Genomic DNA, 26,619 nt, shown 5'->3' on the forward strand with positions numbered 1-26,619 from the left:
TTGATAAGCTTCCATAGCCTTTTGAAATTCAAATTTTTCAGGTTTATTTTGAGCATTAATAGAATGTTTCACAAATAAAAGTACCCCATTGTTATTATGTCTAAATTTTAGACTTTGAAAAGATGGTATCAATATCATACACTACACAATAAATTATAATTATATACGATACATACTATTGTGCTAGTTTAAAATTTACGCTCGTATAGTAAATTATACGAGTGTTTACATCTAGGTTTTCTTACTTTTTCTTTCCTAAAGTAAATATCAAGTTTGACAGTTTGTCTTTTGACAGCGATCGCAACTTCACTTAAAGTTCCGCACTAGAGGAGTGTTGAGTACTGAGTACTGAGCAAATAGAAGAGAAAACAATTTCTTCTTAATTCTTTAAAATCTTTATTCTGACACTCAGGACTCATGACTCAGAACTCAGGACTTTTTTTATGGTAGATTTACTGCTGATCGCAATCCTAGGGTTCCTGGGGAGTTTTGGGCACTGCTTTGGGATGTGTGGCCCTTTAACAGTGGCATTTTCCCTATCTCATCAGCCGAAAGGGACATCACCCTCAGAAAAGCCGAACACTTGGCGACAACAATTAAAATTTCATCTTTTGCTAAACCTGGGGCGGATGTTGAGCTATGCTCTAGTCGGTGCTGGCATTGGGGCGTTAGGTTCGGTATTGCTGCAAAGTGGACAGCTAGCGGGTATCGGCAGCGACTTTCGGCACTGGATGGCAATTCTGACTGGTGTGATGCTGATTTGGTTTGGTTTAGGACAAGTAAAACCCGATTTGCTCCCGCGTATTCCCGTACTACATCCTTTATTACAAGGTAGGTTACACGATCGCCTCAGCACAAGAATGGTTAAGCTTTCCTTTAAAAATAAATGGTGGACACCAATACTTTTGGGGATGACTTGGGGTTTAATGCCCTGTGGTTTCCTGTATGCTGCCCAAATCAAAGCTGTCGAAACTGGCAATTTATGGATGGGTGGGGCAACCATGCTGGCTTTTGGATTGGGAACCCTGCCTACTATGCTAGGTGTAGGCATCTCCACATCCTTGGTAAGTAAAGACAAACGCAGTCAGTTATTTAGATTAGGCGGTTGGGTGACACTCACCATTGGCATCATTACCCTGCTACGGACTGGTGACACAATGGTAGATTACACCGGGCACACCGCTTTATTCTGCTTAATGTTAGCGTTAATTGCGCGTCCTATTAGTGGGTTGTGGGCTTCACCATTGCGTTATCGCCGCGCCTTGGGGGTGGGATCTTTTGTGCTTTCTGTGGTTCACACCTTCCACATGATAGAACACTCATTGCAATGGAATTTTGCCGCCTTTTCTTTTATGCCGCCAGAATTTCAGTGGGGTATGGCTGCGGGTGCTGTAGCATTAGTATTAATGTCCCCCGCCGCTTTAACGAGTTGGGAATCGTTGCAGAAATCTTTGGGCAAGCGTTGGCGACAGATTCATCTATTGGGTGTGCCAGCCTTGCTCTTGAGTGCTATTCATGCTGTGTTGATTGGTTCCCATTACCTGGGTTCTTTGCAATCAACTTGGGGAAATAACTTAGCGGCAGTACTGATGGGAATTATTACCCTCAGTGTCTTACTAGTGCGTTCGCGTTTTTTTTGGTCAAAGTTAGCCGTAGAAAAGTTTTATGTCCCCCCAACAAAATCGCGGTAAATTATCCTTGTTATCTGGCTCAATCCCAACGAGTCAAAAACAGAGGCATCAACTACTCAAAGGCATTTTTTGGAAGAGCCAAGGAACAATAAAGTATTTATTATTCCTGAGTTTCTTAGTTATATCAATAACTAATCTTTACCCTGCATCTGCTCATAAGGTGGAAGTTTCTGGAGATGTTGGTGGCACCCTCCACATTGAGCCTAATGATAATCCTCGGGCTGGAGAACCCTCCCAAGTCTGGTTTGCGCTTACCCGCAGAGGCGGAAGGGTTATTCCCCTGTCACAGTGTAATTGTCGGTTGGCTGTTTATGCTGAACCTTATGCAACCGGAGAGCCTGCACTGCTAGAACCACAGTTAGAAGCTGTAGCAGCCGAACGTTATCAAGGTATTCCAGGTACAGAAATTACCTTTCCCAAACCAGGTATTTATGAGTTGCAACTAAATGGTAAACCAGTCTCTGGGGCAAGATTCAAACCTTTTAACTTCAAATTTGAAGTTACTGTAGCAGGCGGTTCTACACAAAGTACACAAATTCAGCGAGATGTCAATGGTGATTTAGTAGAGGGTGAATCTCAGAAATTACCCATTTGGGCGATCGCACTGCCAATCTTCGGATTTATCGGCATCTTAGTTGTAGTACTGCGAAACATGAGAGGAGGGAGTGGGGAGTAGGGGAGACTTGGGGACAAGGGGACAAGGGGACAAGGGGACAAGAGGTGAGAACTTGAAACAAGTCTTTCCCCTTGTCCCCCTTTTTCCTTGTCCCCAAGTCCTCTTGCCAATTCCCCATTCCCCATTCCCCATTCCCTACTTATGTCGCTTTTGATGCCACTGCCACGCATGAGCGACAATATCTTCGATGGATAGATACTGAGGTTGCCAGCCTAAGATTGTTCTGGCTTTCTCGCTGGTGCCAATGAGAATTGGGGGATCTCCGGGACGGCGATCGCGTTCTTCTACTGGTATCGAAGTTCCTGTCACCTGTTCGGCGGCTGCAATTACTTCTCTGACAGAGAAGCCGCTACCATTGCCCAAATTAAAAACTTCGCTATCGCCACCTTTTAATAAATATTCCAATCCCAAAATATGGGCATCTGCTAAGTCGTTAACATGAATATAATCACGAATACAAGTACCATCCGGCGTGGGGTAATCGGTGCCAAAAATTGAGATAGACTCTCGTTTACCTAAAGCCGTCATCAGCACCAAAGGAATCAAATGGGTTTCTGGGTTGTGATCCTCGCCGAGTAAGCCATTGGGATTAGCACCAGCAGCATTAAAATAGCGGAAACGCACTGATTGAAAACCGTAAGCAACATCAAAATCCGAAAGAATCCGCTCTACCATTAGCTTTGTCGCGCCATAAGGATTAATCGGATTTTGAGGATGGTTTTCTGGAATGGGTACAAATTCTGGCACGCCGTAGGTAGCACAGGTAGAAGAAAAGACAAATTTCTTTACAGATGCTGTCAGCATCGCCTCTAACAGGGTCAAAGTACCAACAACGTTATTGCGGTAGTACTTAGCTGGGTCAGTAACTGATTCGCCTACGTAGGCGTAGGCAGAAAAGTGCATCACAGCAGCAATATCACGGGTTTTAAATAGGTGATCTAGCAAGGCGCGATCGCCTGTATCCCCTACAATCAGTTCTACCTGTAAAACCTTCTCTACCAGGTCACGATGCCCATAGACCAGATTATCAAGGATGACAACGTTATAACCCGCTTGCTTCAAAGCAAGCACCGTATGGGAACCAATGTATCCAGCTCCCCCTGTTACCAAAATGGTAGGCTTTCCAGACGACATAGTTTTTCCTTTTAAGTGGATTACTCAATTAATTTAGTTTACCGGTGCCACATTACTCTTCTGGAAAATTATAAATAATAGGCGCAGTGTTAAAAATTTGAACTAAAATCACTACGACGGTAGTCTTTGGGTGTGAGGTTTGAAGTATTTTAAGTCAAACAGTACGATTACAATTTGACAATAAAATAAATCCATTTCCCGAAACCTCTAGGTTGACCCTTATGGGTGACGCTTCTAGCGTCGCGGCTAAGAAGTCACTAGTTGTTTTATACAGGGAAACCATGCAGGACAGTTCCTCCTGGGGCATGAAAACCCCTAGTCAAGTGGACTGTCTTACCACCACACTGGCTCACCGCACCAGAAAATTTGAGAGTTAATCTATGTTTCTATTGCTAAGCCGGGTACTGCTGTGGCTGCTGATTGGCACTATCGTATATTCTCTGTTCCAGCGATTTTATCCCTCTGGAACTTTTGTAGGGCGATTAATCTTAGTCGTTATCTTGGTAATCGTAGCCCTTTCATTTCTTAACCCCAGTGAACCAGCTGTGGCATCTTTGTGGAGAATGCTATCTTTTCCACTCAAGCCTCTGGGGGCCTCTGTTTTACTGATGATTTTGGCTGCTCAAAAAATTAAAGGAGGTGGAATCGAAAAACCAGGAGGATACTTGATAGGTTGGGCACTGACAATTTTGTTGTTAGCAAGTACACCAGCAGTCGCCTATTTCCTTTATCGCGCACCTCTAGCAATGACAGGTGACACATCTGTAGCATCTGCTATCTCAACATCTGGGACACTGGTGGCATTAGGGCAACCAAACACCACAGCAAACATCTCTGATGTCAAAGGAGATAGCATTATTTCTTATAATCTGAGAGTGCCTCCCTATTTATTACAAGGAAATCCTCAAGATATTCGCACACGCGGTTTACGACTTGAAGACTTTGTACCAAATTCGGAAACATTGCAATTGACAACAAGAACTTGGGAAAGTTATCTCGTTGAAATTTACAGGTTCTTGCGTGTTCAACGGTAATAAAGTAAAAAAAAGGGGTAAAGGGCAAAGGGCAAAGGGCAAAGGGTTGAATTAGTTAGCCACTGTCCCCAAATAGGTTTTTCCCTTCCCCATACTTCGACTGCGCTCAGTACAAGTTCCCCATTCCCCATTCCCCATTCCCTGTACATAGCTGCCTGCTTGGGCTAGCAGTTAATCTAGGATGATAAAGTTGCAAAATTGCTTTAATGGCAAAATCTCGACGAATCGCTAAACTCAGTGCTTACTTACGACCCCATTGGCGGGAAGCGTCATTAGGCATTCTCGCTTTGTTGTCTGTCAATGCACTGGGCGTTTATATCCCTTGGTTGATTCGTGCTGGTGTTGATAAACTCTCAACAACCTTCTACTGGAATGAAATACTACATTATGTAGTAATAATTGTATTGCTCAGTTCGGCGATGTGGCTAATGCGGATGGCATCACGCATTTGGCTATTTGGGGTGGGTCGTCAGGTGGAATTTGACCTGAAACAACGGATTTTTGAACACTTACTCAAGCTAGAGCCGGCTTATTTTGCCAGTAATACTGCTGGCGATTTGATTAATCGGGCTACCAGTGATGTGGACAATATCAAACGGTTATTGGGTTTTGCCGTTTTGAGTTTGGCAAATACCGTGTTTGCCTACGCCCTGACACTGCCAGTTATGCTAGCGATTAGTGTGGATCTGACGCTAGCGTCTCTGGCAGTTTACCCTTTTATGCTCTTGTTGGTGAGTCTGTTTAGCGATCGCTTACGCAAACAACAAGCAGCAGTCCAAGAGCAACTCTCTGAAATCAGTGAACTCATCCAGGAGGATATTAGTGGCATTGCCTTAATTAAAATTTATGCCCAAGAAGCAAACGAGCGTCGAGCCTTCTCCAAGAAAAATCAGCAGCTACTGACTGCTAACTTGGAACTGGCAAAACTCCGAAATACACTTTTTCCGCTAATTGGTGGACTAGCTAATGTGAGTTCGCTGGTAATTATCTGGCTAGGGACAGCGCGGATGTCTTCTGGGGCGCTTCAGGTTGGCGACTTTTTAGCACTGTTAATTTATGTAGAGCGTCTAGTTTTCCCCACAGCCCTTTTAGGATTCACAATTACTGCCTACCAACGGGGTGAAGTTAGTATAGATCGCCTGGAATCTATCCTCTCTGTCACACCGAAAATTCAAGACACTGCCGATGCCATACATCTACCAGCAGCTGAACTTAAAGGGGAAGTGACAGCGAAAAATCTCAGCTACAGTTACCCTGGTTCTTCTACTCCAGCTTTAGAAAACGTTAACTTTACAATTGCTCCTGGAGAAACCGTGGCCATTGTTGGGGCCATTGGTTCGGGAAAATCCACTTTGGCGAATGCTTTACCGCGCTTGTTGGATATTGAATCAGGGCAATTGTTTTTAGATGGGCTGGATATTACTAAAATAGCTTTGGCAGATTTACGAGGTGCGATCGCTTACGTTCCTCAAGATAGTTTTCTATTTAGCACTACAATCAAGAATAATATCCGCTATGGCGATCCAATTAGCGAACAAGAGCAGATAGAATCTGTTGCTAAACTTGCCAAAATTGAATCAGAAATTGACAGTTTTCCTCAGCAATATGAAACTCTTGTTGGTGAACGCGGTATTACTCTTTCTGGTGGTCAACGACAACGTACTGCCTTAGCTAGAGCTATGCTGGTGAATGCGCCAGTGTTAATTTTGGATGATGCTCTCTCTAGTGTGGATAATCAAACAGCCACGCAAATCCTCAAAAATCTCTCCAGTGGTACTGAACGCAAAACAGTAATTTTCATTACCCATCAATTATCTGCGGCGGCTGCGGCTGACAGGATTTTTGTGATGGAAAAGGGAAAAATTGTTCAGATAGGCAATCACTTAGAACTCTTACAACAACAGGGTTTATACAGAACTTTGTGGAGCCAGCATCAAGTTGAGGAATTACTGCATTAAAGTTTTGACCGAAAAGCATATTTTATTGTTTGTTGGGTAGCACAACTGTGCTACCCAAATCTTTAGGGATTACAGTATGCCCGTTCAGCTAATGTGACATCTAGCACGAATGGATTGTCATTACCTTGAAATTTGGCAATCGCTTGACTGCGTTCTATTTCAGTAATATCAGGTCGGTCTTGCTGATTCCATTTACACAAAGTCTGACGCTGATTCTGAAAGTAATTTCGGTCTACGTTCTGGGCCTGATTTCGATAGATAGTGTAAAAGTAGAAAATTGCCCTAGCTATATCCCCTTTTACTTTCTCTCTAGGCTCAAATTTAGCAGATGATGATTCGCTAAACTCGTCAATTTCCCTAGTAGGAACTGTAGATTGAACAGTATCATTTCGATACCATTTTTTAGTACTGGTGTCGGCTATATCGTCGAAGGGTTTATTTCCTCGCTCAGTATTAATATTTTCTCGTGCAGGAAATAAATGGTGAAGGTCACTTCGCGCATTACCGTTGTCAGCCCCTTTACTTTGTGGCCAAACGTGTTCAGTATTCAGCCCTAATTTGTCAGCTTCCTGACTAGGATCGCCATTACCAGTTAGACGAATTTGGTAACTGGCATAGATATCTGTCACAATACCTGCTTGGTTGTCAATAACGCTAAACATTTCGTCTCTTGCGCGATCGTAGTTCAAAGTTTTGCTCGGCGTATACTTCTTAGCAAGTTCTTCAACTAGAGCAACTTTGGATAATTGAGGCAATATAATTGCCGAATCACTTACAGGAGTGGGAGTAGGTTGAACAACAGGAGGAATAGGGTCAGAGGTGGACTGGTTGGTAGGTAATGTAAACGCTGAAATTACAGGATCGTGGTCGCTGACAGGTCTACTAAAGCCAACGTTGACATGCACAATGTCAATTTTTGGTTGAGCAACACGGGAAAGATTTTCACTGACCAATAAATGGTCAATAAGTTGAGGATTTCCACGGAATTTGAAAGTAAAGCGATCGCTATCAGGTAAACGAGCCGTCAGATTCTCAAGAATGTTACCCTGTAAAGTTTTCAGAGGTAAGGAATCTGGTACATCGTTTAAGTCACCTAGTACGATTACTTTGGCTTGCGGGTCAACTTCTAATATTTTCCCTACGAATTCATTAACGATTTCGGCTTGCTTGACTCGTTTAACATCGCTAGGAGAACCTCCCAGCTTGGAAACAAAGTGATTAGCAATGATAAACAGCTTTTGGTCGTTAAATATCAATTCTGCTGCCAGTGGCTTACGACTTTCCTCAAAAGCACTATTGGTAGGATCAATTCGACCTGGGTTGAGTGAAAGGTCAAGACCATTTGCACCTTGAGTAATAGCCACAGCATCTAATGAACCGCCTTTCTTAGGCAGTTTTGCTAGATTTATCCGGCTGGGTTGAAATAATAAACCGACACGAATATTACCTCCAGGTTCTCCACCATCTTGGTCATCACTGGGGGCAATATCCACAAAATTGTATGCTGGACTACCGATATTTTCGAGCGCAGCAATCAGTTTTTGGTAAGTCTCATTGGCATTCACAACGTCATCATTAGTTGGCCCATTATTATCCTGAACTTCAACCAAACTGATGACATCTGGTGCGTTCAAATTATTCAGAATAATTTTGGCAATATCATCAAATCGTCGATCTTGGGGGTCTAAATTCTCGACGTTAAAAGTTGCAACAGTCAATACATCCTGGGAATTTTTTAGAGATGTTGTTTCCCTTTGGGTAACTGGAAGTAAAGAAGTTGGCAATTGTGCTATTGGACTAGCGTGCAGTGGACTAATCCACACAAAGAAGATGAGAACAGTACTAACTAGTAATAATTTGATGAATTTCATTCTCTCTTCCAATGAAGATATTTTCTAGATTAGTCTTCTTTTGAATAGATTTCAATTAAGAGAAGTTTTAAATTAAGTAAAGGTGAGCATTCTACCTGAGAGAAAATACCAGGATACAAGAAAAATTGGCTCTATTTACTTACTACATTTGCAGTCTATTAGATACCGTGTTTAATATCAAATATTGATAATTAATTATTGGTAGCGATGTCTGTGACGGGTTCTCTACAAGAGGCTATATCAGTGCCTACGTAGACCGTTATACTTTTCAATGACCGTAGCTTTGGATAACTTTATGAAGCTAGTACAGGGTAATGTAATTACCACGTTAGTTTTTTGGGATAGGTGGGTAGTATAAATTACCGAAAAAACTAATTTGGCATATAGTGATGTTCAAAAGGAAATTATCAGAATTCCGTGCTTCACAGGAATTTTACACATCGAGGTTAATGGATCGCCATATTGGAGCGATCGCAGCTTTAATTTTAATTAGCTTACTGAGTTCATGGAGTGGAACGCCAGATAGTCATACCATCACTACTTCGTGGGAAGGCTTTCTCTGGGGATTGGCAGATCCAGTCATTGCCTTAGATTGTTTAGTGGGGATTGTTGCTATTGGCTTACTGTCATCTATGTTTGTTCGTGGCGCTGCGATCGCTGGATATTTTGTCTTAGCAGCAATTTTGGGCATTGTAATTCATCTATTCCAGCTAAATTTCCCAGGTATAGAAATAGCCATCGCTATTTCTACCATCGTTTTTAGTACTATGCTGATGATGCCCAATCAACCAAACTTTGTGGTACTTGCTCTGATGGGCATCAGTGCTGGTTTATTTCAGGGTTACACTGTTGCTGATTCTATTGTTGGGGCAGGAATGCTCCCACTAATTGCCTATATAGTAGGTATGACATTGACTCTGTTTGTGGTTGCTATGAGTGCCAGAGAAATTGGTGGTGCAATGGGTATGGGAGAAATAAACCGAACTCTACCCTGGAAAATTAGCATTGCTGGCTTCGCTTTCTGTGCGATCGGCATCGTGTTTTTGAGCAATTCGATGAGCTAAATCACATATTTCAATTCAGTGGAATACATTTATTTATGGGGGTGTACACTTAGCTGTGCGCCCTTATTATGTGGATAGATATTTAGAAGCTATATCTCAATAAAAGCTTGTGACACCTGAATAAATTGCGAATATGCTAACAGAATTTATTCATGAAAATAACTTTTAACAGTGAAAATATATCACAAAAAATTATAAAAACATCAAATCTAAAGAGATTTTTTAGGAATTAAAGATTATTAATTTATCATGACAAATAATATTTCTTTTTGGCTTAATTTGCCTCTGATTGTTGGCACTGTTACAACCCGCAATTTGGAAACCGTTTACTATACCTAAGTACTTTCAAAAAAGAAAACTAGCTCATTATTAACATAAGGCTTTTATACCATTTTACGAAATCACTGATACAAATGATTTGTCTCTAATTCTTTCAACCTGCTCTCCTGATGGCTATTTGTATCAACCTGAAAGTGAAATAGTATTAATACTGGAGAGTGATTTATTATCGTAATACAGAAAATCGCAGCAGATTGATAAATTGTCAACAATTTTCATTTTTTATGAACTTTGAATCGATAAATTAACAATAACTAACAGAATTAAGGATAAAAACTTAATCTATTTAGTTTTTTCTGCGCCACTAGTTAAGAGGTAATCTATGGTGCGAAACTCAAAACTAGGGTACAGAACGTTCCCTAAGTCTATTCTGCGTCCATCTGTTGCTATAGGTATAATTGCATCTTTATTGGTTGGCGGAATAAGTTTTTATATAGTAAAACGCTGGCAAAATTATGCAAATCCAGAAACACAAGTGCCAGCAGCACAATTGCCACAGTTAAAAACGGTAACAGCTTTAGGACGAATTGAACCACAGGGAAAGGTAATAAAACTCTCTGCTGCGGTATCTGCTGAAGGAAGCCGAGTAGAAAAGTTGTTAGTAAAGGAGGGGGATTGGGTAAAAGCGGGACAATTGATTGCAATTTTGAATAGCCGCGATCGCTTGCAGGCAGAATTAAAAGAGGCGCAGGAACAGGTAAAAGTAGCACAAGCAAACCTAAACCGCACCCAAGCAGGTGCTAAACGTGGTGAAATTGCTGCCCAAAAAGCCGCGATCGCTCGCTTAAAAGCAGAACGCCAAGGTGATATTAATACTCAAGCAGCGACAATTGAGCGATTCCAAGCCGAAGTGCAAAATGCCCAAGCAGAAGACGAACGTTATCAGCAACTATATCAACAGGGTGCAATTTCCACCTCCCAACGAGATAGTAAGCGTTTAAACCTGGAAACCGCCCAAAAAAGCCTGCAAGAAGCACAAGCACAGTTAAATCGTACCCAATCAGCTAGCCAGCAACAGGTAAAACAGGCCACAGCAACCCTTGAGGAAATTGCTGAGGTAAGAGGAGTAGATGTAGAAGCTGCCCAAGCAGAAATTAATCGGGCTATAGCAGCCATGAATCTGGCAAAAATCAATCTAAAACAGGCTGAAGTGCGATCGCCCCAAATTGGACAAGTATTCGAGATCCACACCCATCCTGGCGAATTAGTATCAAATGATGGCATTGCTGATATAGGACAAACTAGCCAAATGTATGTCATAGCCGAAGTCTATGAAAGCGATATCGGCAAAGTTCATTCAGGGCAACAAGTAAGAATATTTGGTGATTACCTCCCCCTTGAATTGCAGGGAATCGTAGATCGCAAAGGTTTGCAAGTGCGACGGCAAAATGTCATTAACACAGATCCTGTCAGCAATATCGACAACCGAGTAGTAGAAGTTTATATCCGACTAGATGAAGTTTCCAGTCAAAAAGCTGCCAGCTTAACCAATATGCAAGTTAAGGCAGTAATTGAATTATGAATTGGGCATTAGCCTGGATTTCTCACAAGTGAGAGAAATCCAAGGGGTGTGGGAGGATGGGGAAGAAGTCTTACCCCCCACACTCCCCACACTCCCTCTGCTCCCCCTGCCCCCTGCCTCTTAATAATGGGATTGATCAAACAACTGCGACGGCGAACCCCTCTAGGATGGCTGCAACTGAACCATGAAAAAAGCCGCCTCTTTGTGGCATTGTCAGGTATTGCCTTTGCGGATCTTCTCATGTTCATGCAGCTTGGCTTTCAGACTGCGCTGTATGACAGTAACACCAGACTACATCGCAGTTTGCAAGCAGACATTGTTTTAACCAGTCCCCAAGCCCGTAACCTGCCAAGCTTGTCTACATTTTCTCGTCGGCGACTTTACCAAGCAATGGATATACCAGGGGTGAAGTCGGCAGAACCAATGTATTTCAACAACACAATCTGGAAAAATCCTCAAACACATCGTGAGACGGGGGTGTTAGTTATCGGGTTTAATCCAGATAGGCCAGCCTTTGACTTACCGGATGTTAACCAGCAATTGCAGGCAATTAAGCTACCCGATACCGTTTTGTTTGATCGTGGTGCAAGAGGAGATTATCAAAAAGCGATCGCTCAAATTGACCAAGGTAAAACCCTAACCACCGAAATAGAACGGCGCACAATTACCATTAGTGGCTTATTTCAAGTCGGGGCTTCCTTTGGTTCTGATGGCAATCTGATTACTAGTGATCAAAACTTTTTACGGCTATTTTCTGGGCGACAGTCAAGTAGTATCAGTCTAGGTTTGATTCAGGTAAAACCAGGCTATGACCCGAAAAAAGTAGCAGCAAGCTTGAAAGCCTACCTAAGAGATGATGTCAGAGTCTTAACCCACGCCGAATTTATTGAATTTGAGAACAACTTTTGGAGAACAAATTCCCCAATTGGCTTTATTTTCAGCCTGGGTGTATCAATGGGCTTTGTGGTGGGCGTGATTATCGTCTATCAAGTCCTTTCCACCGATGTAAATGCCCATGTTCGGGAATACGCCACCTTTAAAGCAATGGGATATCGCAATTACTACCTGCTGGGTGTGGTGCTTGAAGAATCGTTGATATTAGCAGCACTAGGCTTCCTCCCCGGATTGGGAGTGTCCTTAGCACTTTACCAACTGACTCGCAGTGCCACAAATTTACCCATGTACATGACTGCGATTCGGGCATTGCAGGTATTAGTGCTGACTATCATTATGTGTACAATTTCCGGTGCGATTGCCACTCGTAAACTTCAAGCCACCGATCCTGCTGATATGTTCTAAATTTGTCATTTGTCATTAGTCATTAGTCATTTGTCCTTTGCAAATGACTAATGACTAATGACGATCGTCACAAGTAATCGAGCCATTTATGACTATTCAACCTGTGATCTCTATTAAAAATCTCGACCACCACTTTGGTAACAGTTCCCTCCGCAAGCAAGTTTTATCTAATATCAATTTAGAGATTAACGCCGGTGAAATTATTATTATGACTGGGCCATCTGGTTCTGGAAAGACTACCTTGCTAACCTTAGTTGGTGGATTGCGTTCTGCTCAATCTGGTAGTTTGCAGGTTTTGGGGCGAGAACTTTGTGGTGCTAGTGCTGAACAATTAGTACAAGCGCGACGGCATAACGGTTATATTTTCCAAGCACATAACTTACATGGGAGTTTAACGGCACTCCAAAACGTCAAAATAGCTTTGGAATTACACAAATATCTTGGGTTAAAAAATATGCTAGCTAGGTCAGCCCAGATGTTAGAGCAGGTAGGATTAGGAAATCATTTACATTACTATCCTGAAAAACTATCTGGAGGACAAAAGCAACGAGTAGCGATCGCTCGCGCCTTAGTTAGTCATCCTCAAATAATCCTAGCAGATGAACCCACCGCCGCCCTTGACAGTCAATCGGGTCGGGATATAGTCAATCTTATGCAAAAACTGGCAAAAGAACAAAGCTGTACCATCTTGATGGTTACTCATGACAACCGCATCCTTGACATTGCCGATCGCATCGTTGATATGGAAGATGGTAAGCTCAAGTCAGAATTAACGCTCTCAACCTAAACTTAATCAGCTTTCATTCCTCAAGCTCAGAAATTGAAACTAGAACAATTTAAGTAAAATCACTGTTGTTTTATACCTTATATTAAAAATAATAATATCTGTTATTAGTGTATAAACGGTAATTAAGAATTAGATAAATTAAAAATAATATAATTTCACACTATATTTTACTAAAAAGTATTATGGGTTAGGTCTCTTGCCTAACCTAGCTTTTCAAATTAAATATTTCTAATACTTTGCCTTTGATTTACCTGGTTTGCGTTATTTACTTACACCAATTTTAACTTAGCAATATAGTACGAGTGTCCAGTTGAACAAGTGTCCAGTTGATTCCAAGATTTTCTTCAAGTATTATTATGTAATGGGTATAATCACAAGGGGTTTCTTTTTTTGCCTAATATAATGATACCTTGGCAAACAACTATAAAGTCTTTGCCGTCAATCTAGTTAAATTTTAAGATCATTACCAATGTCAATGTAATACATAAAGTTAATGCCAACTAACTAAATTACAGTTACAAATCATTTTCTCTTATCTCCTACCTGATGTAACTCTGATGCCTATAAGTCTCTAGAGGGTTTCAAAAACATCTACGTCAAAGAGGAAACACGAGTAAAAATAAGCTAGTCTATTTTCCAAAACAAGCAAGGAATTTTTGTAGCTCTATGATTATTGAGAATAGTGCTAGTAGTTCAAACAACAAGTTGCTCGGCTTTGATGTCAAAAGTTTGACAGCCAATCGCCTTGCAATAAATGTGTTGAAGGGAATATTTGCTGTTCTCCCTATCACCTTGGCATTGCCTGTAGATGCTTTACAAGTAAAGGTGACTCCAGCTAGTCCTAAATTAGGGGATACACTCTCGATAGAGATTAATCTAAATAATCCTAATCCTGAGAATGGTACAAATCCAACAGTAGCAACTGGTAATAATACATACCCAGCCTTTCAAATTGCCCCTAATCAGTACCGGGCTTTTGTTCCTACAACTCCACTTGAAAAAGCTGGAACTAGAACACTTAAAGTTGCAGGGGATGGTCAAGTACAAAACTTAGCTGTGAATGTGCTGAATCGCAAATTCCCCGTACAACGTATTACTTTGCCACCTGGCAAAGCCGGAGTGGATGCCACAGAATATGAACTTAAGCGTGTAGCGGCTTTCAAGGCACTACAAACACCAGAAAAGTATTGGAATGGGGTATTTTTGAAGCCAAATGCAGGGCGAATGAGTACAAACTATGGTGTACGTCGCTACTATAATGGTACATTTGCAAAGGACTACTATCATCGTGGTCTTGACTACGCTGGTGCTGCCGGGTCTCCGGTAATTGCCCCAGCCCCTGGGCGAGTTGCTTTGGTAGGTAGGGTATCCCAAGGGTTTCGGATACACGGTAACGTAGTTGGCATTGACCACGGTCAAGGAGTCACCAGTATTTTCATGCACCTGAGTCGTATTAACGTTAAAGAAGGTGATCTTGTAAAAGCTGGTCAAGTAATTGGCGCAGTTGGTTCAACAGGTGCTGCCACGGGGCCACATTTGCACTGGGGTCTGTATGTCAACGGACAATCTGTTGATCCAACACCTTGGCGAACTAAGGTCGTTAATTAGTAGAGGCGGAATAATCGCGTCTGTGCATAATTTGTGTTTTTTTTGCTGAAGATAAAGCAAAATCAATTGGATTGATACCGTCCCTACCTTGCTTGGCTAACATAAATGATGATAAGTGTTATGAGTATCGAAAAAATTGTAGAACAAGCTCTCCAGGATGGTTATTTAACACCAGCAATGGAAGCAGAAGTCGGTAGAATCTGTGATAACGCCTCGGAACTCTCAATTGAAGAGTACATGGCCCTGGATCGGCTCATGGGAGCGTTATTGACTGGTGAGGTAGTGGCGGTACCTCGCAAACAATTCATTAACGTCATGGAAGAATTGGTGCTGACAGAAGCGATCGCCAGAGTCGCAGAAATTGAAGCCACCAGCGAAAGTTCTCTAGATGTCGGAGATATTGCGGCTTACGCTCTCAATCGACTACCACCTTTGTATGCTACTACAGAAGAGGGTGCTAGCTTCCAGCGCCAAACGGCTCAGGCAGAACTGCAAGAATTAATTTCTCAACAAGTGAGTGAAGCGATTAATCGTTACCTAGATCGACCCAATTTCTTCCCAGAACGGCAAGCCTTGGGCAAAAACACTGGTAATGAGGTTGTCCGCCAAGTTAGTGCATTACTCCAGACTTATGCACCTAATTTTGAGCAAAAATTATAATTTCAATAGTCATTGGTCATTTGTCATTTGTTTTAGACAAAGGACAAGGACTAATGACAAATGACTCTTTGAATTAATTACGTACCAGTACTGTTGTCCCTATACTCACTTGCTCATAAAGCATTCTGACATCAGAATTACGCATTCTTAAACAACCGTGGGATACAGCTGTTCCTACTAGGTCAATGTCCGGCGTACCATGAAAGCCAATTTCATTGCGTCCATCTGACCAAAAACCAATCCATCTGTCTCCCAAGGGACTATCCGTACCAGCTTGAAATACTTTGCCTGTAATTGGGTGCCGCCAGATTGGATAGTGTCGCATGTGGATCACCTGGAAAGAACCTGTAGGCGTTTCCCAACCTTTCTTACCTACAGCGATTGGGTAGCTAGCTATTACCTCATCTCCTGCATATACGTAAGTGCGGCGATCGCTTAAATCAACTACCACTTGCGTCTTGCCATCTGCCAGACTATCAGATGCAGATGGTGCTTGTTGGGCTGAAGCCTTAGACCATAAACCTTTTGGCCAACTATCCGCAACTGGATTTTGTCTTTCGGCTTGCGCCACCAGCTGCATCTTAATTGGTAGTTCAGTTGCTTGAGCTACATTATTTCTAATTGTTTTTGGCTGAGTTTGAGGCTTAATAGTAGAAGATTTTGGTGTAGAAGCCCTGCCAGTCGTTGCTTTAGCTACATTCTTCTTAATTATTTTCGACTTAGTTTCAGACTTAATCGCAGAATATTTGAGTATAGAAGCCTTGCGAGTCGTTGCTTTAGCTACATTCTTCTTAATTATTTTCGACTTAGTTCGAGTCTTAATAGCAGAGGACTGTGGTGTAACTGCCCTCTGAACACTTGAGCCTTGGGCAACTTCAGCAGGTGGCACAGATGCACCCAGCGCAATTTCTCCTAAACTCACTTGTGACAGATTCTTGTAAACTCCCTCTGAGCGGCTTCCCTTGGGATTGGTTAGGGTAGAATCTCGCCGCATCAAAGTAGATGCAGACTTATCAGACTGCCGTTGTGCTGTAGTAATGCGCCAATGGACAGCCAAAGATAAAAATGCTGTGCCAAAACAGAGCAACATTACCATCCGCCCTACAGATTCGTTTCTTACCATTGCCATCGCCTATTGTTTGTCCCTGACATATCCAGCCGAGAAATTGGATGTGTTCATCATCCGATTATCAAAAATTTATCAATACTTATCATTTCCGTTATAAATCTGCCAACACCTCTGGGCAAACTAAGACTATGCAAATTGTCCCAGCAGCAAAACTTCAAGTGACCAATCTCATTCCTCCAAAGTTCAGGGGGTTGCAAGCCAATACTTAGACTTTCTGGCGGAACTTTTGCAATGTAGCAATCAATGATTAGTGGTGTCGGTGGGAGAAAAACCATGTTTGAAAAACTATTGCTAGCAGTCACAATTACATTTTCCCTCAATTTATTTTTTCAAATTCGTGTACCAGAGCAACATAACTCTGGTGCTACCTACGGGTCACAACTAGAACAATCAGCAACTATTCTGGTAACAAAATCAAAAAAATAAATCACCATTATAGTAACTACAGCAACCCAACTCCCAGAAATTATTACCTGAATTTTAAAGGTATCAAGAAGTTAGAATTACAAAATTTTTCTCTTCATCCTTAATAACCAGATTTAATTATTTTTATCAAGCGTATATACCCAGTTGCTAAAAGTACTAAAATGTGCATATTGCTGCGTTTTCGTGAGTTGATGGGTGTAAGAGCAACTATGCGAGCAGTATAAGGAAAAAGTGGCTCACCTTATTGCTATAAATGTATCCAAAATTGTCTGCCTCCGTGTTCCAGTCATAAATCCGTCACCTTAGTATGGAACTTCTGTCCCATTAGCAGGTCTAATAGATAGGGATGATTTAGAGCCAGTACGATCTATGAGTCAGTCGATTACTGTATCCTGGTCAACGGTTGATGCAAAGTATCCAGAAGCATCAGTGCAAGTTGACAAACTCCCTAACCACGATTTAATTTTGCGCTGTCAAGTGGGACTGCGGCCAGATCGTGTTGCGTTTTCAGAATTATTACGCCGCTATCAAAGTCAGGTTGATAGAGTTCTCTACCACCTAGCTCCAGATTGGTCTGACAGAGCCGATTTAGCTCAAGAAGTTTGGATTCGAGTGTATCGGAATATTAACCGATTACAAGAGCCTGCTAAATTTCGGGGCTGGTTAAGCCGCATTGCCACCAACTTGTTTTACGATGAGTTACGGAAACGCAAGCGGGTTGTTAGTCCTTTATCACTGGATGCTCCCCGCTCGTTAGAGGACGGTGAGATGGATTGGGAAATCGCTGGCGATACTCCCGGGCCTGAAGAAGAACTGACAACGAGAGAATTTTACGAGCAATTGCGGGAAGCGATCGCGGATTTACCAGAAGTTTTTCGTACTACCATTGTCCTGAGAGAAATCGAGGGTATGGCTTATGAAGAAATTGCTGAAATCACTGGAGTTTCTTTAGGAACTGTGAAGTCAAGAATAGCCAGAGCTAGATCGAGGCTGCAAGCCCACTTGCAAAATTATCTAGACTCCTAATTTACAGTATCTTGCCTCTGCCCAATGACAGAATTTAAGCATAGATTAAGAATTACCATAAAGACGTAGATAGCTTACGTCCGAAGAAGGAAAAATGGCTAATTTTCCCGAAATTTACGCCCAGTTTACCCGTGTATGAATTGGTAATAATGTTAAGATGACTACTGATTCTCAGTTTTACGACCGTTCTTCTTTGCAACTTCCTCAAAATTTGTCAGATGGAATGGCCAAGCATACCAATGAATCAACGGGTCTTATAGATATGGTGAAGCGCGATCGCTTCGAGTTATTGAGTGCTTACCTTGATGGTGAAGTCACAGCTATAGAACGCAGGCAAGTAGAAGAATGGCTGGCAAATGATGCCTCGGTTCAATGCTTGTATGCCCGACTGTTAAAGCTGCGCCAAGGCTTGCGGACTCTCCCAGTGCCCACACCCCAAGAGTCATCAGAAGCAACAGTTCAGCAAGTATTCACACGTTTGCGCCGCCGTTCCCGTTTAAACTGGATGGCGGGAGGTGCAGCTGTTGCAGCTTGCGTAATCGGTGCAGTATCTAGCTTAGTAGCTGGTGGTTTGAATGTGCCGCAACTGGCGCAACGACCACAAAAAGAACCGATTCAAACATCCTCAGCGTCTATAATTCCACCTTCTCCTCTGATGGTGGGACTAAATAACCCGGTAATTGAAATTCCGAAAGCAGCAGTAGCTTCTCCAGAAAATCCAATTTATCCGGTTCAACCACAACGGCACGACTCCAAACAGGATATAAACTAATTGCAAAGTTAACGGTTCACAGCTCGTAATTGTGCTTTGCGGTTAAACCACAGCCACTCCACCAGCCGTCAGGTTGGAGTAATCCTCCTAATTGGGCAACTTGCTCTAGAGTCATTAAATAAACCCAAGCCCAACTATAAGAGAGCGACTGTGGTTCATAAACCTCGATAATTTGCCGATTATAGAGGTTTTCTGGTGGTTGTTTAGTTGGCTGGTAATTTTCCAGCACATCTAGCTCATTTAAAATTCTTGGGTTGGGAAAAGAAAGTAAATATCCGTAAACTTTGCTATTCCCCAGCGTCATTGCTGGGTAGCCCATTGGCAAAGCAAATAATTTACCTTCTACAAAAGCTCTTTTGACATCAACTACTTTGCCAGCACAGTATTTTTTATAGTTAGCTTCACATGGTTTGAGTGTGCCGTAGACAAAAACCCGCACCAAATCAGAAAATTTTATATTTGATTCAACCATCTAAACCTTCATCAAATGATTCTTGCCATACCTGAAACACTAGCAGCTCAGGCATAATTTGGCTGATGCTCAATTATATAAATCTGTGATTAGTTGACCTACAATATAGGTTAACCTAAGAGGTTGACATAAAAGGTTAACCTACGACAGACCCATTAGGAGAATTTTTGGTGGATTCCCGATATAACCCCGCAGCGATTGAGGAAAAATGGCAGAAAACATGGTTAGAACTTGGCTTAGATAAAACACCTTCAGCTAGCAACAAGCCAAAATTCTACGCTTTATCCATGTTCCCTTATCCATCGGGCAGCCTACACATGGGTCACGTCCGTAATTATACCATTACTGACGTGATTGCCCGTCTCAAGCGAATGCAAGGGTATCGGGTAATACACCCAATGGGTTGGGATGCCTTTGGCTTGCCAGCAGAAAATGCCGCCATTGACCGTGGTGTACCGCCAGCAAAGTGGACTTATCAGAATATTGCCCAGATGCGGCAGCAGTTGCAGCGTCTTGGTTTATCAATTGATTGGGAATGTGAACTAGCTACTTGTTCACCAGATTATTACAAGTGGACGCAATGGATTTTCTTGCAATTTTTGCAAGCAGGGTTAGCTTACCAAAAAGAAGCAGCCGTAAACTGGGACCCCATTGACCAAACTGTATTAGCAAATGAGCAAGTTGATAACGAAGGACGTTCCTGGCGCAGTGGCGCAATAGTTGAGCGCAAATTGTTGCGGCAGTGGTTTTTTAAGATTACTGACTACGCCGAAGAATTACTCAATGACTTAGATAAGTTGATAGGTTGGCCGGAACGGGTCAAATTGATGCAGGCAAACTGGATTGGTAAATCCACAGGCGCTTATTTAGAATTTCCCATTATCGGGATAGATGAAAAAATTGCCGTGTATACCACGCGCCCAGATACCGTTTATGGTGTCAGTTATCTAGTATTAGCACCGGAACATCCCTTAACAAAAAGTGTCACCACAAAAGAACAACAAGCGGCGGTAGAAGTCTTTATTAAAGAGGTTTCTAATCAAAGTGAGTTGGAACGTACTTCTGAAGACAAACCTAAGCGGGGTATCCCCACCGGTGGGGTGGCAATTAACCCGTTTACAGGGGAAGAAGTGCCTATTTGGATTGCTGACTATGTACTGTATGAGTATGGTACTGGGGCAGTGATGGGTGTACCTGCACACGATGTTCGAGATTTTAAGTTTGCTAAAAATTATGATTTACCAATTAATTTTGTCATCGCTTCCCCAGATGATGTTGCAGGTTTTGACTTAACTCCAACATCAGAGATTGATGGAGTCACACAACTTGTGGAAGTTGACTATAAGCAGGCATACACTGAACCAGGAATTTTAATTAATTCTGGGGCTTTTACTGGTATAAGTTCCACAGATGCTAAACAAGCCATAATTGAATACGCCGAAAAACAAGGTTTTGGTAAAGTACGGGTGCAATATCGCTTGCGGGATTGGTTAATTTCCCGGCAGCGTTACTGGGGCGCACCGATACCTGTAATTCACTGTCCCAACTGTGGAATAGTGCCAGTACCTGACAAAGATTTGCCAGTCCAGTTGCCAGAAGAAGTGGAATTTACTGGACGTGGGGGTTCACCTTTAACTCAGTTAGAAAGCTGGGTAAATGTACCTTGTCCAACTTGCGGAACTCCAGCGAAGCGGGAAACCGACACGATGGACACTTTTATTGATTCCTCGTGGTATTTCTTGCGCTTCCCTGACGCTAAAAATGAACAACAGGTTTTCGATTCCCGTAAAGTTAATGACTGGATGCCAGTTAATCAGTATGTAGGTGGAATTGAACACGCGATTTTACATTTGTTGTATTCGCGGTTCGTCACTAAGGTTCTGCGAGATAGAGGATTACTGAATTTTGATGAACCCTTCCAACGTCTGTTAACTCAAGGGATGGTACAGGGTTTAACTTACCTAAATCCCAATAAGGGCGGTAAGGATAAATGGATTCCTTCTAATCTGGTCAATTCTGCTGACCCTCGTGACCCTCAGACAGGCGAACCTTTGCAACGTCTCTACGCCACCATGTCTAAATCAAAGGGCAACGGTGTCGCGCCAGAAGATGTAATTTCCAAATATGGTATAGACACAGCAAGGATGTTCATCTTGTTCAAAGCACCACCAGAAAAAGACTTGGAATGGGATGAAGCCGATGTGGAAGGACAATTCCGCTTTTTAAATCGGGTTTGGCGTTTGGTGACGGATTATATTACTGCTGGGGTATCCCGTAAAAAAGCTCAACTCTCTGATTTAACTAAGGCTGAAAAAGAATTGCGGCGGGCGATTCACACGGCTATTCAAGCGGTGACAGAAGATGTGGAAGACGAATATCAATTCAACACAGCTATTTCCGAATTGATGAAGTTGAGTAATGCCCTAAGTGATGCCGACAAAAATTCACCAATTTACGCAGAAGGTATTCGGACTTTGGTGATGTTACTCGCACCCTTTGCACCACATATTGCTGATGAATTGTGGCATTTGTTGGATGAAAGTGATTCTGTTCACACTCAAACTTGGCCGTCATTTGACCCTGCTGCTTTGGTAGCTGATGAAATCACTTTAGTGATTCAAGTTATGGGCAAAACTCGCGGCGCGATTCAAGTACCAGCACAAGCAGATAAAGCAGCGTTGGAGAAATACGCCCGTGAATCAGAAATTGCCCAGCGTTACATCGAAGGCAAAGAGATTAAAAAGGTAATTGTAGTGCCTGGAAAGTTGGTGAATTTTGTAGTCAGTTAAGTACAGTTTTACGTAAAATCGTGGCGAATTAAGGGTTTAAATTTAAAGGCAAAGTAGCGCAAAGGGAAGCGCAGAGGTACGCAGAGAATTTGCTACAAATTAATTAAATGTTGTACTTGGCAATCGATCAAATTGTAAATGTAGCCTGACAAAACATCAAAGGATTTACATTCATGATACTTAAAGAGTTAGAACAACAACTTCTTGCTCTCAGACAAGCGTGAAAAATTGCAGGCTGTACAGTTGGCTATGACAGCAGAACAAGTGTTGCAAGGAAAACTAATTCGTGTGGTACGTCCAGTCACTTAAAAAGATTTTGATGGAATGCACAGATGTTAAAACCATCAAGAATCTGTTGCAAAAAATATTGTAACAGTAGTCTCTTTTTCTGGTATGTGTGTATTTAAAAACATCTATAATTATCGTTCAAATAGTTAAACTGTTTTATTTATACACGAAAAAGCGCTTGAGAGTTTTGCTCACTCAAGCGCTTTCCCGTAAAAGCTTATACCAACTCACTTGTTTGATGCAACATTTGAAATCTGCAACACCCCCTTATTAGGGAGTATTGCGGGGATAACTTGTGACAAACATTTGGTGAAATGGTATCACTCCTTGCACTAACTAAGAATATCTCTTTTACAAGAAAATCGGGGATCTGGTGAGTGACAGTTTATGAACTGAACACTAGTTAAAAACGACTCACCATGAATGGTAGCTAACGAAACTAAGCACAATTGTAGCAAGTTTGTAAGTATAGTATAAAAACTTATAGTTGATTAGCGTAGGCATAGGCATCGCCTGCTTTTGAGTAAAGCTTCAAAATGTGCAGCAATTAGCCGCATAAATCGCTCAAATTTAGCAGCAAATAAATTGGAAAGTATCAGTGAAAAATCCCCATCAAGTAAGCCTGAGATGGTTTATATATCCGCATGAAAGCGATTTAGACTGCAACAAATCATCACTTCTTCAATAGATAAATATTCATTAGAGAATGGCAACCAAAGAACAAATCTTCTGTCTAAGGAGATTGAAAACTTTTGGTTGGGTATCTTTTATCTCTTAGCAAACTATGACATCTAACTCTTCCGCATAGTGTAGGCGGTTACTTCCTTCGTTGAAGCAAAACACAGCTTTTTCACCGACGATTTCCACGAAATTTAAATCGATTTCGCATATTTCTATCAAAACAACTCAGGCCGATGATGGGGAAGATTTAAGAATTTATAATATCTATACCTAAAATTATGAGAGCTTAAATGGACACTTCAGCCTTAGCTATTTTAGCTACTCCCCTACTAGCACACGCCTTAACCTGGTGTCTAAGTGTATGGTAAGATTGCCTGGAACAGAGGTTTTATTTGAGTTGGAGTCTCGTAGAAATTGCGAAGGTCAAGCTGACCGATCATTAACTCCCACGATACTTTTCCTATGGATTTGGAAAATATACAACAAGACTGGTGGCGATCTGAGTGTAATTTGTAGATGAATATCTAAAATTTGCTACCAGACTAAACCAATTTCCCACAATTTTGACTTTTATTTGACTTTTAGGATAGACACATGAACGATAAGCTGATGCTAATGATTCCAGGCCCAACCCCGGTGCCAGAAGCTGCTTTACTGGCATTAGCCAAGCATCCAATTGGGCACCGTACCAGTGAATTTAGCAACATCTTGGCAGAGGTGACGGAAAACCTGAAGTGGTTGCACCAAACTCAAAGTGATGTGCTGACACTGAATGTCAGTGGTACGGGTGCTGTAGAAGCTGGAATAATTAATTTTCTCTCTCCAGGCGATCGCATCTTAGTTGGCTCTAATGGTAAATTTGGCGAACGCTGGGTAGAAGTTGGTCAAGCCTATGGTTTGAATGTAGAAGAAGTTAAGGTGGAATGGGGAAAACCCCTAGACCCAGCAGTATTTGCCGAAAAACTCCAAGCAGATACTCAAAAGCAAATTAAAGCTGTAATCATTACCCACAGTGAAACCTCGACAGGTGTGTTGAATGACTTAGAAAGCATCAACCGCCATGTCAAAGAACACGGTGAAGCTTTAATTATCGTTGATGCCGTCACAAGCTTGGGTGCGTTCAATCTACCCGTGGATACTTGGGGTTTGGATATAGTCGCCTCCGGTTCTCAAAAAGGTTATATGATTCCGCCGGGATTGGGTTTTGTCTCTGTCAGTCCCAAGGCTTGGGAAGCTTACAAAACTGCGAAGCTACCGAAATTTTATTTGGATTTAGGCAAATATCGCAAAGCCACAGCCAAAAATACAACTCCCTTTACTCCACCCGTGAACTTGATCGTAGCGTTACACACCACGTTGCGAATGATGAAAGAGGAAGGATTAGAGTCAATATTTGCTCGACATGAACGGCTGAAAAATGCTACCCGCGCCGCCATTCAAGGGTTGAATTTACCCCTATTTGCAGCAGATAGTTCCGCTAGTCCGGCAATTACGGCTGTAGCACCACAGGGAATTGAATCGGATAAGATTCGGTCATTGATGAAAAAACGCTTTGATATTGCCCTTGCAGGTGGTCAAGACCATTTGAGTAATAAGATTTTCCGCATTGGTCACTTGGGCTTTGTGAGCGATCGCGATATCCTTAGCTGTATAGCATCTTTAGAAGTTACCCTAACAGAACTTGGGTACGAAGATTTCACCCCTGGATCTGGTATAGCAGCAGCAGTTAGAGTATTTAGTCAATCCTAATTACTCAGCACTAAATCAAAAGAGCGAGTTAAATTATTAACTCGCTCTTTTGATTTATTGTATATAAATAAGTAGAAACTACCAGAGTTTATAAACCTATATATCAACCTTTGTGCAAGGTAAAGTTGATGTGACATACTTTTATTCTCTTAAATGATACCAACTTGACCTAGATAGTATTATTTGCTTCGGAGACAGTCACACAGCTTTTTTAACACCTAAACAATACTAATGGCAACTTAGTACGATCCAGGATTTGCATAAATAGTATTGTTTGAGATTTCGCTAACAGCCTTTTGATAGAGACATTTTAATCCAAAACCCAAAATTGGCATAAATTATGCTGTCTCCAGCCAATCATAAATTTGTTCTAACTGTTCTAGAGTAATCAAACCATACTGCCAAAGAATCATTGCCAAAGGGCCTGGGTCTTGCTCCCGATGACGCAGTGCAACCGCCAGCGATGCTGTGGAAATTGCCAAATCTTCTTGCAAAAAATGAATCAGTCGAGAATATTTTGATGGTGACATTTGGATCTCACCTCCTTGTGCAGAATGTATTGTCATATATCAGTTCACCATTGCTCGGTAGCCAGTAGCCAGTATTTCATCTGTCACTGTGCCGTTATTGGCTATACACCCCAGCACAGTTTTTTTGAATTGCCTTTAAGAGAGGCTTGTCATCTGCTCAATCATCAAGCAGCATTTTTACTTAATTCAATGACTCCATCTTGTTAATTTGTGTAATTTATTTAATTACATAAGTAGTAACAAAGATTCCATAACCTATACTCTCTTATTGGCGACTATTTACACTTACGCCGAAGGGAATATTTTTGCAACCACACCTCAAGTTCGGAATTTCAGATTGGAGACAGTAGAATTTTACATTATTACCACAGTTTTTAAACTGTAGCGTTACAGATGACTTTTTGCTACAAGACGTGACATTTTTTACAGAAAAAACATAGACTTAGGTAGTATACGGTCTGAACAGAGCAACTATCCAAATCTTTATCCTTGAAAAGTAGCTAATCAGAACTCTCAATTTTGACAATATCGCCCACTTTCAACTTCAATTCGGCAGCTCTTCCAGAGCGAAGTTCAATTACCTTATCGATTGGTGTGTTGGGGCCATAAGTAGGACAAGGCTCACTTGCACAAGGAGGTGCAGCAGATTGGATATATTTAACTACACCGTTCTGTAAAAATACCATATCCAAGGCTACAGGGACATTTTTCATCCAAAAACTAACTGGTTGTGGTGAAGCGAACCCAAATAGCATTCCTCGGTCATCTGGCAAAGCTGGTCGATACATCAACCCCATTTGTTGCTGTTGTGGTGTCTTCGCTACTTCTAACTGAATAGTTGTGCCATTGGGAAGAATGGCTTTCGCAGAAATTGGTAGTTTTTGACCTAAACTTGCTGGGGTTAGAGGTTTAGAATCAGACGTGGGGGTTGGAGGTTTAGCCTTTGTTGGCACAGAACAGCCCATCAATAAAACACTCAGCAACATTGAGAATAAACCTAGCCAACGATTCATAATTATTTTTGATTTTGTAATTTAGATTTCAATTTTACAGAATTTAAGCTAGAAAGCTCACGCTTTTATTTGTCTGGTAATACACAGCCGTTTTCAGGCTG

General features: G+C 41.8%; 21 protein-coding genes. 15 read left to right on the forward strand and 6 right to left on the reverse strand.

Annotated features, from left to right (window positions below):
* Positions 1 to 443 precede the first annotated feature (443 nt).
* Positions 444 to 1,691: an urease accessory protein UreH domain-containing protein gene (locus V7K69_RS02880; RefSeq protein ID WP_335031252.1), complete on the forward strand. Its 1,248-nt coding sequence runs from the start codon at positions 444 to 446 to the stop codon at positions 1,689 to 1,691.
* Entirely contained in the window at positions 1,666 to 2,367 is a 702-nt protein-coding gene (locus V7K69_RS02885; protein ID WP_335031254.1) for a hypothetical protein, read from the forward strand. Before V7K69_RS02880 ends, V7K69_RS02885 begins: the two co-directional genes overlap by 26 nt.
* Before the next feature lie 135 nt (positions 2,368 to 2,502).
* Here the strand turns inward: V7K69_RS02885 and galE are convergent, their stop codons facing one another.
* Positions 2,503 to 3,501, reverse strand: a complete 999-nt coding sequence (gene galE, locus V7K69_RS02890; protein ID WP_335031256.1) for a UDP-glucose 4-epimerase GalE — start codon at positions 3,499 to 3,501, stop codon at positions 2,503 to 2,505.
* A 380-nt stretch (positions 3,502 to 3,881) separates the two neighbouring features.
* Between galE and V7K69_RS02895 the strand changes: the two genes are divergently transcribed.
* Both V7K69_RS02895 and V7K69_RS02900 read left to right on the forward strand, forming a co-directional pair.
* Positions 3,882 to 4,535 carry a hypothetical protein gene (locus V7K69_RS02895; RefSeq protein WP_335031258.1) on the forward strand — a complete coding sequence of 218 codons (654 nt, stop codon included), beginning with the start codon at positions 3,882 to 3,884 and terminating at the stop codon, positions 4,533 to 4,535.
* A 206-nt stretch (positions 4,536 to 4,741) separates the two neighbouring features.
* The gene (locus V7K69_RS02900; protein WP_335031260.1) at positions 4,742 to 6,493 is read left to right on the forward strand and encodes an ABC transporter ATP-binding protein; all 1,752 of its coding nucleotides are present in this window, start codon (positions 4,742 to 4,744) and stop codon (positions 6,491 to 6,493) included.
* Between the two features lie 62 nt (positions 6,494 to 6,555).
* On the opposite strand, the gene V7K69_RS02905 is transcribed toward V7K69_RS02900, so the two are convergent.
* Positions 6,556 to 8,364: an endonuclease gene (locus tag V7K69_RS02905; protein WP_335031262.1), complete on the reverse strand. Its 1,809-nt coding sequence runs from the start codon at positions 8,362 to 8,364 to the stop codon at positions 6,556 to 6,558.
* Positions 8,365 to 8,753: 389 nt separating this feature from the next.
* Here V7K69_RS02905 and V7K69_RS02910 point away from each other — a divergent pair, with 389 nt between their 5' ends.
* The 6 genes from V7K69_RS02910 to V7K69_RS02935 all read left to right on the forward strand — a co-directional run bounded on the left by V7K69_RS02910 (position 8,754) and on the right by V7K69_RS02935 (position 15,643).
* Positions 8,754 to 9,428, forward strand: a complete 675-nt coding sequence (locus tag V7K69_RS02910) for a HupE/UreJ family protein (protein ID WP_335031263.1) — start codon at positions 8,754 to 8,756, stop codon at positions 9,426 to 9,428.
* A gap of 661 nt (positions 9,429 to 10,089) precedes the next feature.
* Positions 10,090 to 11,289, forward strand: coding sequence for an ABC exporter membrane fusion protein (locus V7K69_RS02915; protein ID WP_335031265.1), 1,200 nt, complete (start codon positions 10,090 to 10,092; stop codon positions 11,287 to 11,289).
* A gap of 126 nt (positions 11,290 to 11,415) precedes the next feature.
* The gene (devC, locus tag V7K69_RS02920) at positions 11,416 to 12,588 is read left to right on the forward strand and encodes an ABC transporter permease DevC (protein WP_335031268.1); all 1,173 of its coding nucleotides are present in this window, start codon (positions 11,416 to 11,418) and stop codon (positions 12,586 to 12,588) included.
* An 88-nt stretch (positions 12,589 to 12,676) separates the two neighbouring features.
* The gene (locus tag V7K69_RS02925) at positions 12,677 to 13,375 is read left to right on the forward strand and encodes a DevA family ABC transporter ATP-binding protein (RefSeq protein WP_335031270.1); all 699 of its coding nucleotides are present in this window, start codon (positions 12,677 to 12,679) and stop codon (positions 13,373 to 13,375) included.
* Between the two features lie 666 nt (positions 13,376 to 14,041).
* A complete protein-coding gene (locus V7K69_RS02930; RefSeq protein ID WP_335031272.1) occupies positions 14,042 to 14,983 on the forward strand; it encodes a M23 family metallopeptidase in 942 nt (313 codons plus the stop codon).
* A 120-nt stretch (positions 14,984 to 15,103) separates the two neighbouring features.
* A complete protein-coding gene (locus V7K69_RS02935; RefSeq protein WP_041565537.1) occupies positions 15,104 to 15,643 on the forward strand; it encodes a late competence development ComFB family protein in 540 nt (179 codons plus the stop codon).
* 73 nt (positions 15,644 to 15,716) lie between these two features.
* Here V7K69_RS02935 and V7K69_RS32865 read toward each other — a convergent pair whose 3' ends face one another.
* On the reverse strand, positions 15,717 to 16,379 hold the full coding sequence (locus tag V7K69_RS32865; protein WP_442936112.1) for a L,D-transpeptidase: 663 nt from the start codon (positions 16,377 to 16,379) through the stop codon (positions 15,717 to 15,719).
* A 666-nt stretch (positions 16,380 to 17,045) separates the two neighbouring features.
* On the opposite strand from V7K69_RS32865, the gene V7K69_RS02945 reads away from it, so the two are divergent.
* The 3 genes from V7K69_RS02945 (at position 17,046) to V7K69_RS02955 (ending at position 18,996) form a co-directional block, all read left to right on the forward strand.
* The gene (locus V7K69_RS02945; protein ID WP_335031276.1) at positions 17,046 to 17,198 is read left to right on the forward strand and encodes a hypothetical protein; all 153 of its coding nucleotides are present in this window, start codon (positions 17,046 to 17,048) and stop codon (positions 17,196 to 17,198) included.
* 369 nt (positions 17,199 to 17,567) lie between these two features.
* Complete coding sequence (locus V7K69_RS02950; protein WP_335031278.1) at positions 17,568 to 18,224, forward strand: sigma-70 family RNA polymerase sigma factor; 657 nt, start codon at positions 17,568 to 17,570, stop codon at positions 18,222 to 18,224.
* Positions 18,225 to 18,381: 157 nt separating this feature from the next.
* Positions 18,382 to 18,996, forward strand: a complete 615-nt coding sequence (locus V7K69_RS02955) for an anti-sigma factor family protein (protein WP_335031280.1) — start codon at positions 18,382 to 18,384, stop codon at positions 18,994 to 18,996.
* A 16-nt stretch (positions 18,997 to 19,012) separates the two neighbouring features.
* Here V7K69_RS02955 and V7K69_RS02960 read toward each other — a convergent pair whose 3' ends face one another.
* Complete coding sequence (locus V7K69_RS02960; RefSeq protein WP_335031282.1) at positions 19,013 to 19,468, reverse strand: gamma-glutamylcyclotransferase family protein; 456 nt, start codon at positions 19,466 to 19,468, stop codon at positions 19,013 to 19,015.
* Between the two features lie 170 nt (positions 19,469 to 19,638).
* Here V7K69_RS02960 and leuS point away from each other — a divergent pair, with 170 nt between their 5' ends.
* Together leuS and V7K69_RS02970 are read left to right on the forward strand one after the other, a co-directional pair.
* Positions 19,639 to 22,257: a leucine--tRNA ligase gene (gene leuS / locus V7K69_RS02965; RefSeq protein ID WP_335031284.1), complete on the forward strand. Its 2,619-nt coding sequence runs from the start codon at positions 19,639 to 19,641 to the stop codon at positions 22,255 to 22,257.
* 1,563 nt (positions 22,258 to 23,820) lie between these two features.
* Entirely contained in the window at positions 23,821 to 24,975 is a 1,155-nt protein-coding gene (locus V7K69_RS02970) for a pyridoxal-phosphate-dependent aminotransferase family protein (protein ID WP_335031286.1), read from the forward strand.
* A 338-nt stretch (positions 24,976 to 25,313) separates the two neighbouring features.
* Here V7K69_RS02970 and V7K69_RS02975 read toward each other — a convergent pair whose 3' ends face one another.
* Positions 25,314 to 25,541 (reverse strand): DUF2949 domain-containing protein, encoded by a 228-nt coding sequence (locus V7K69_RS02975; protein ID WP_012410503.1) that lies wholly within the window; start codon positions 25,539 to 25,541, stop codon positions 25,314 to 25,316.
* A gap of 464 nt (positions 25,542 to 26,005) precedes the next feature.
* A complete protein-coding gene (locus tag V7K69_RS02980; RefSeq protein WP_335031288.1) occupies positions 26,006 to 26,518 on the reverse strand; it encodes a DUF192 domain-containing protein in 513 nt (170 codons plus the stop codon).
* Positions 26,519 to 26,619 lie beyond the last annotated feature (101 nt).

It is taken from the genome of Nostoc sp. (assembly GCF_036917775.1).
In the GTDB taxonomy this organism is placed as follows: Bacteria; Cyanobacteriota; Cyanobacteriia; order Cyanobacteriales; family Nostocaceae; genus Nostoc.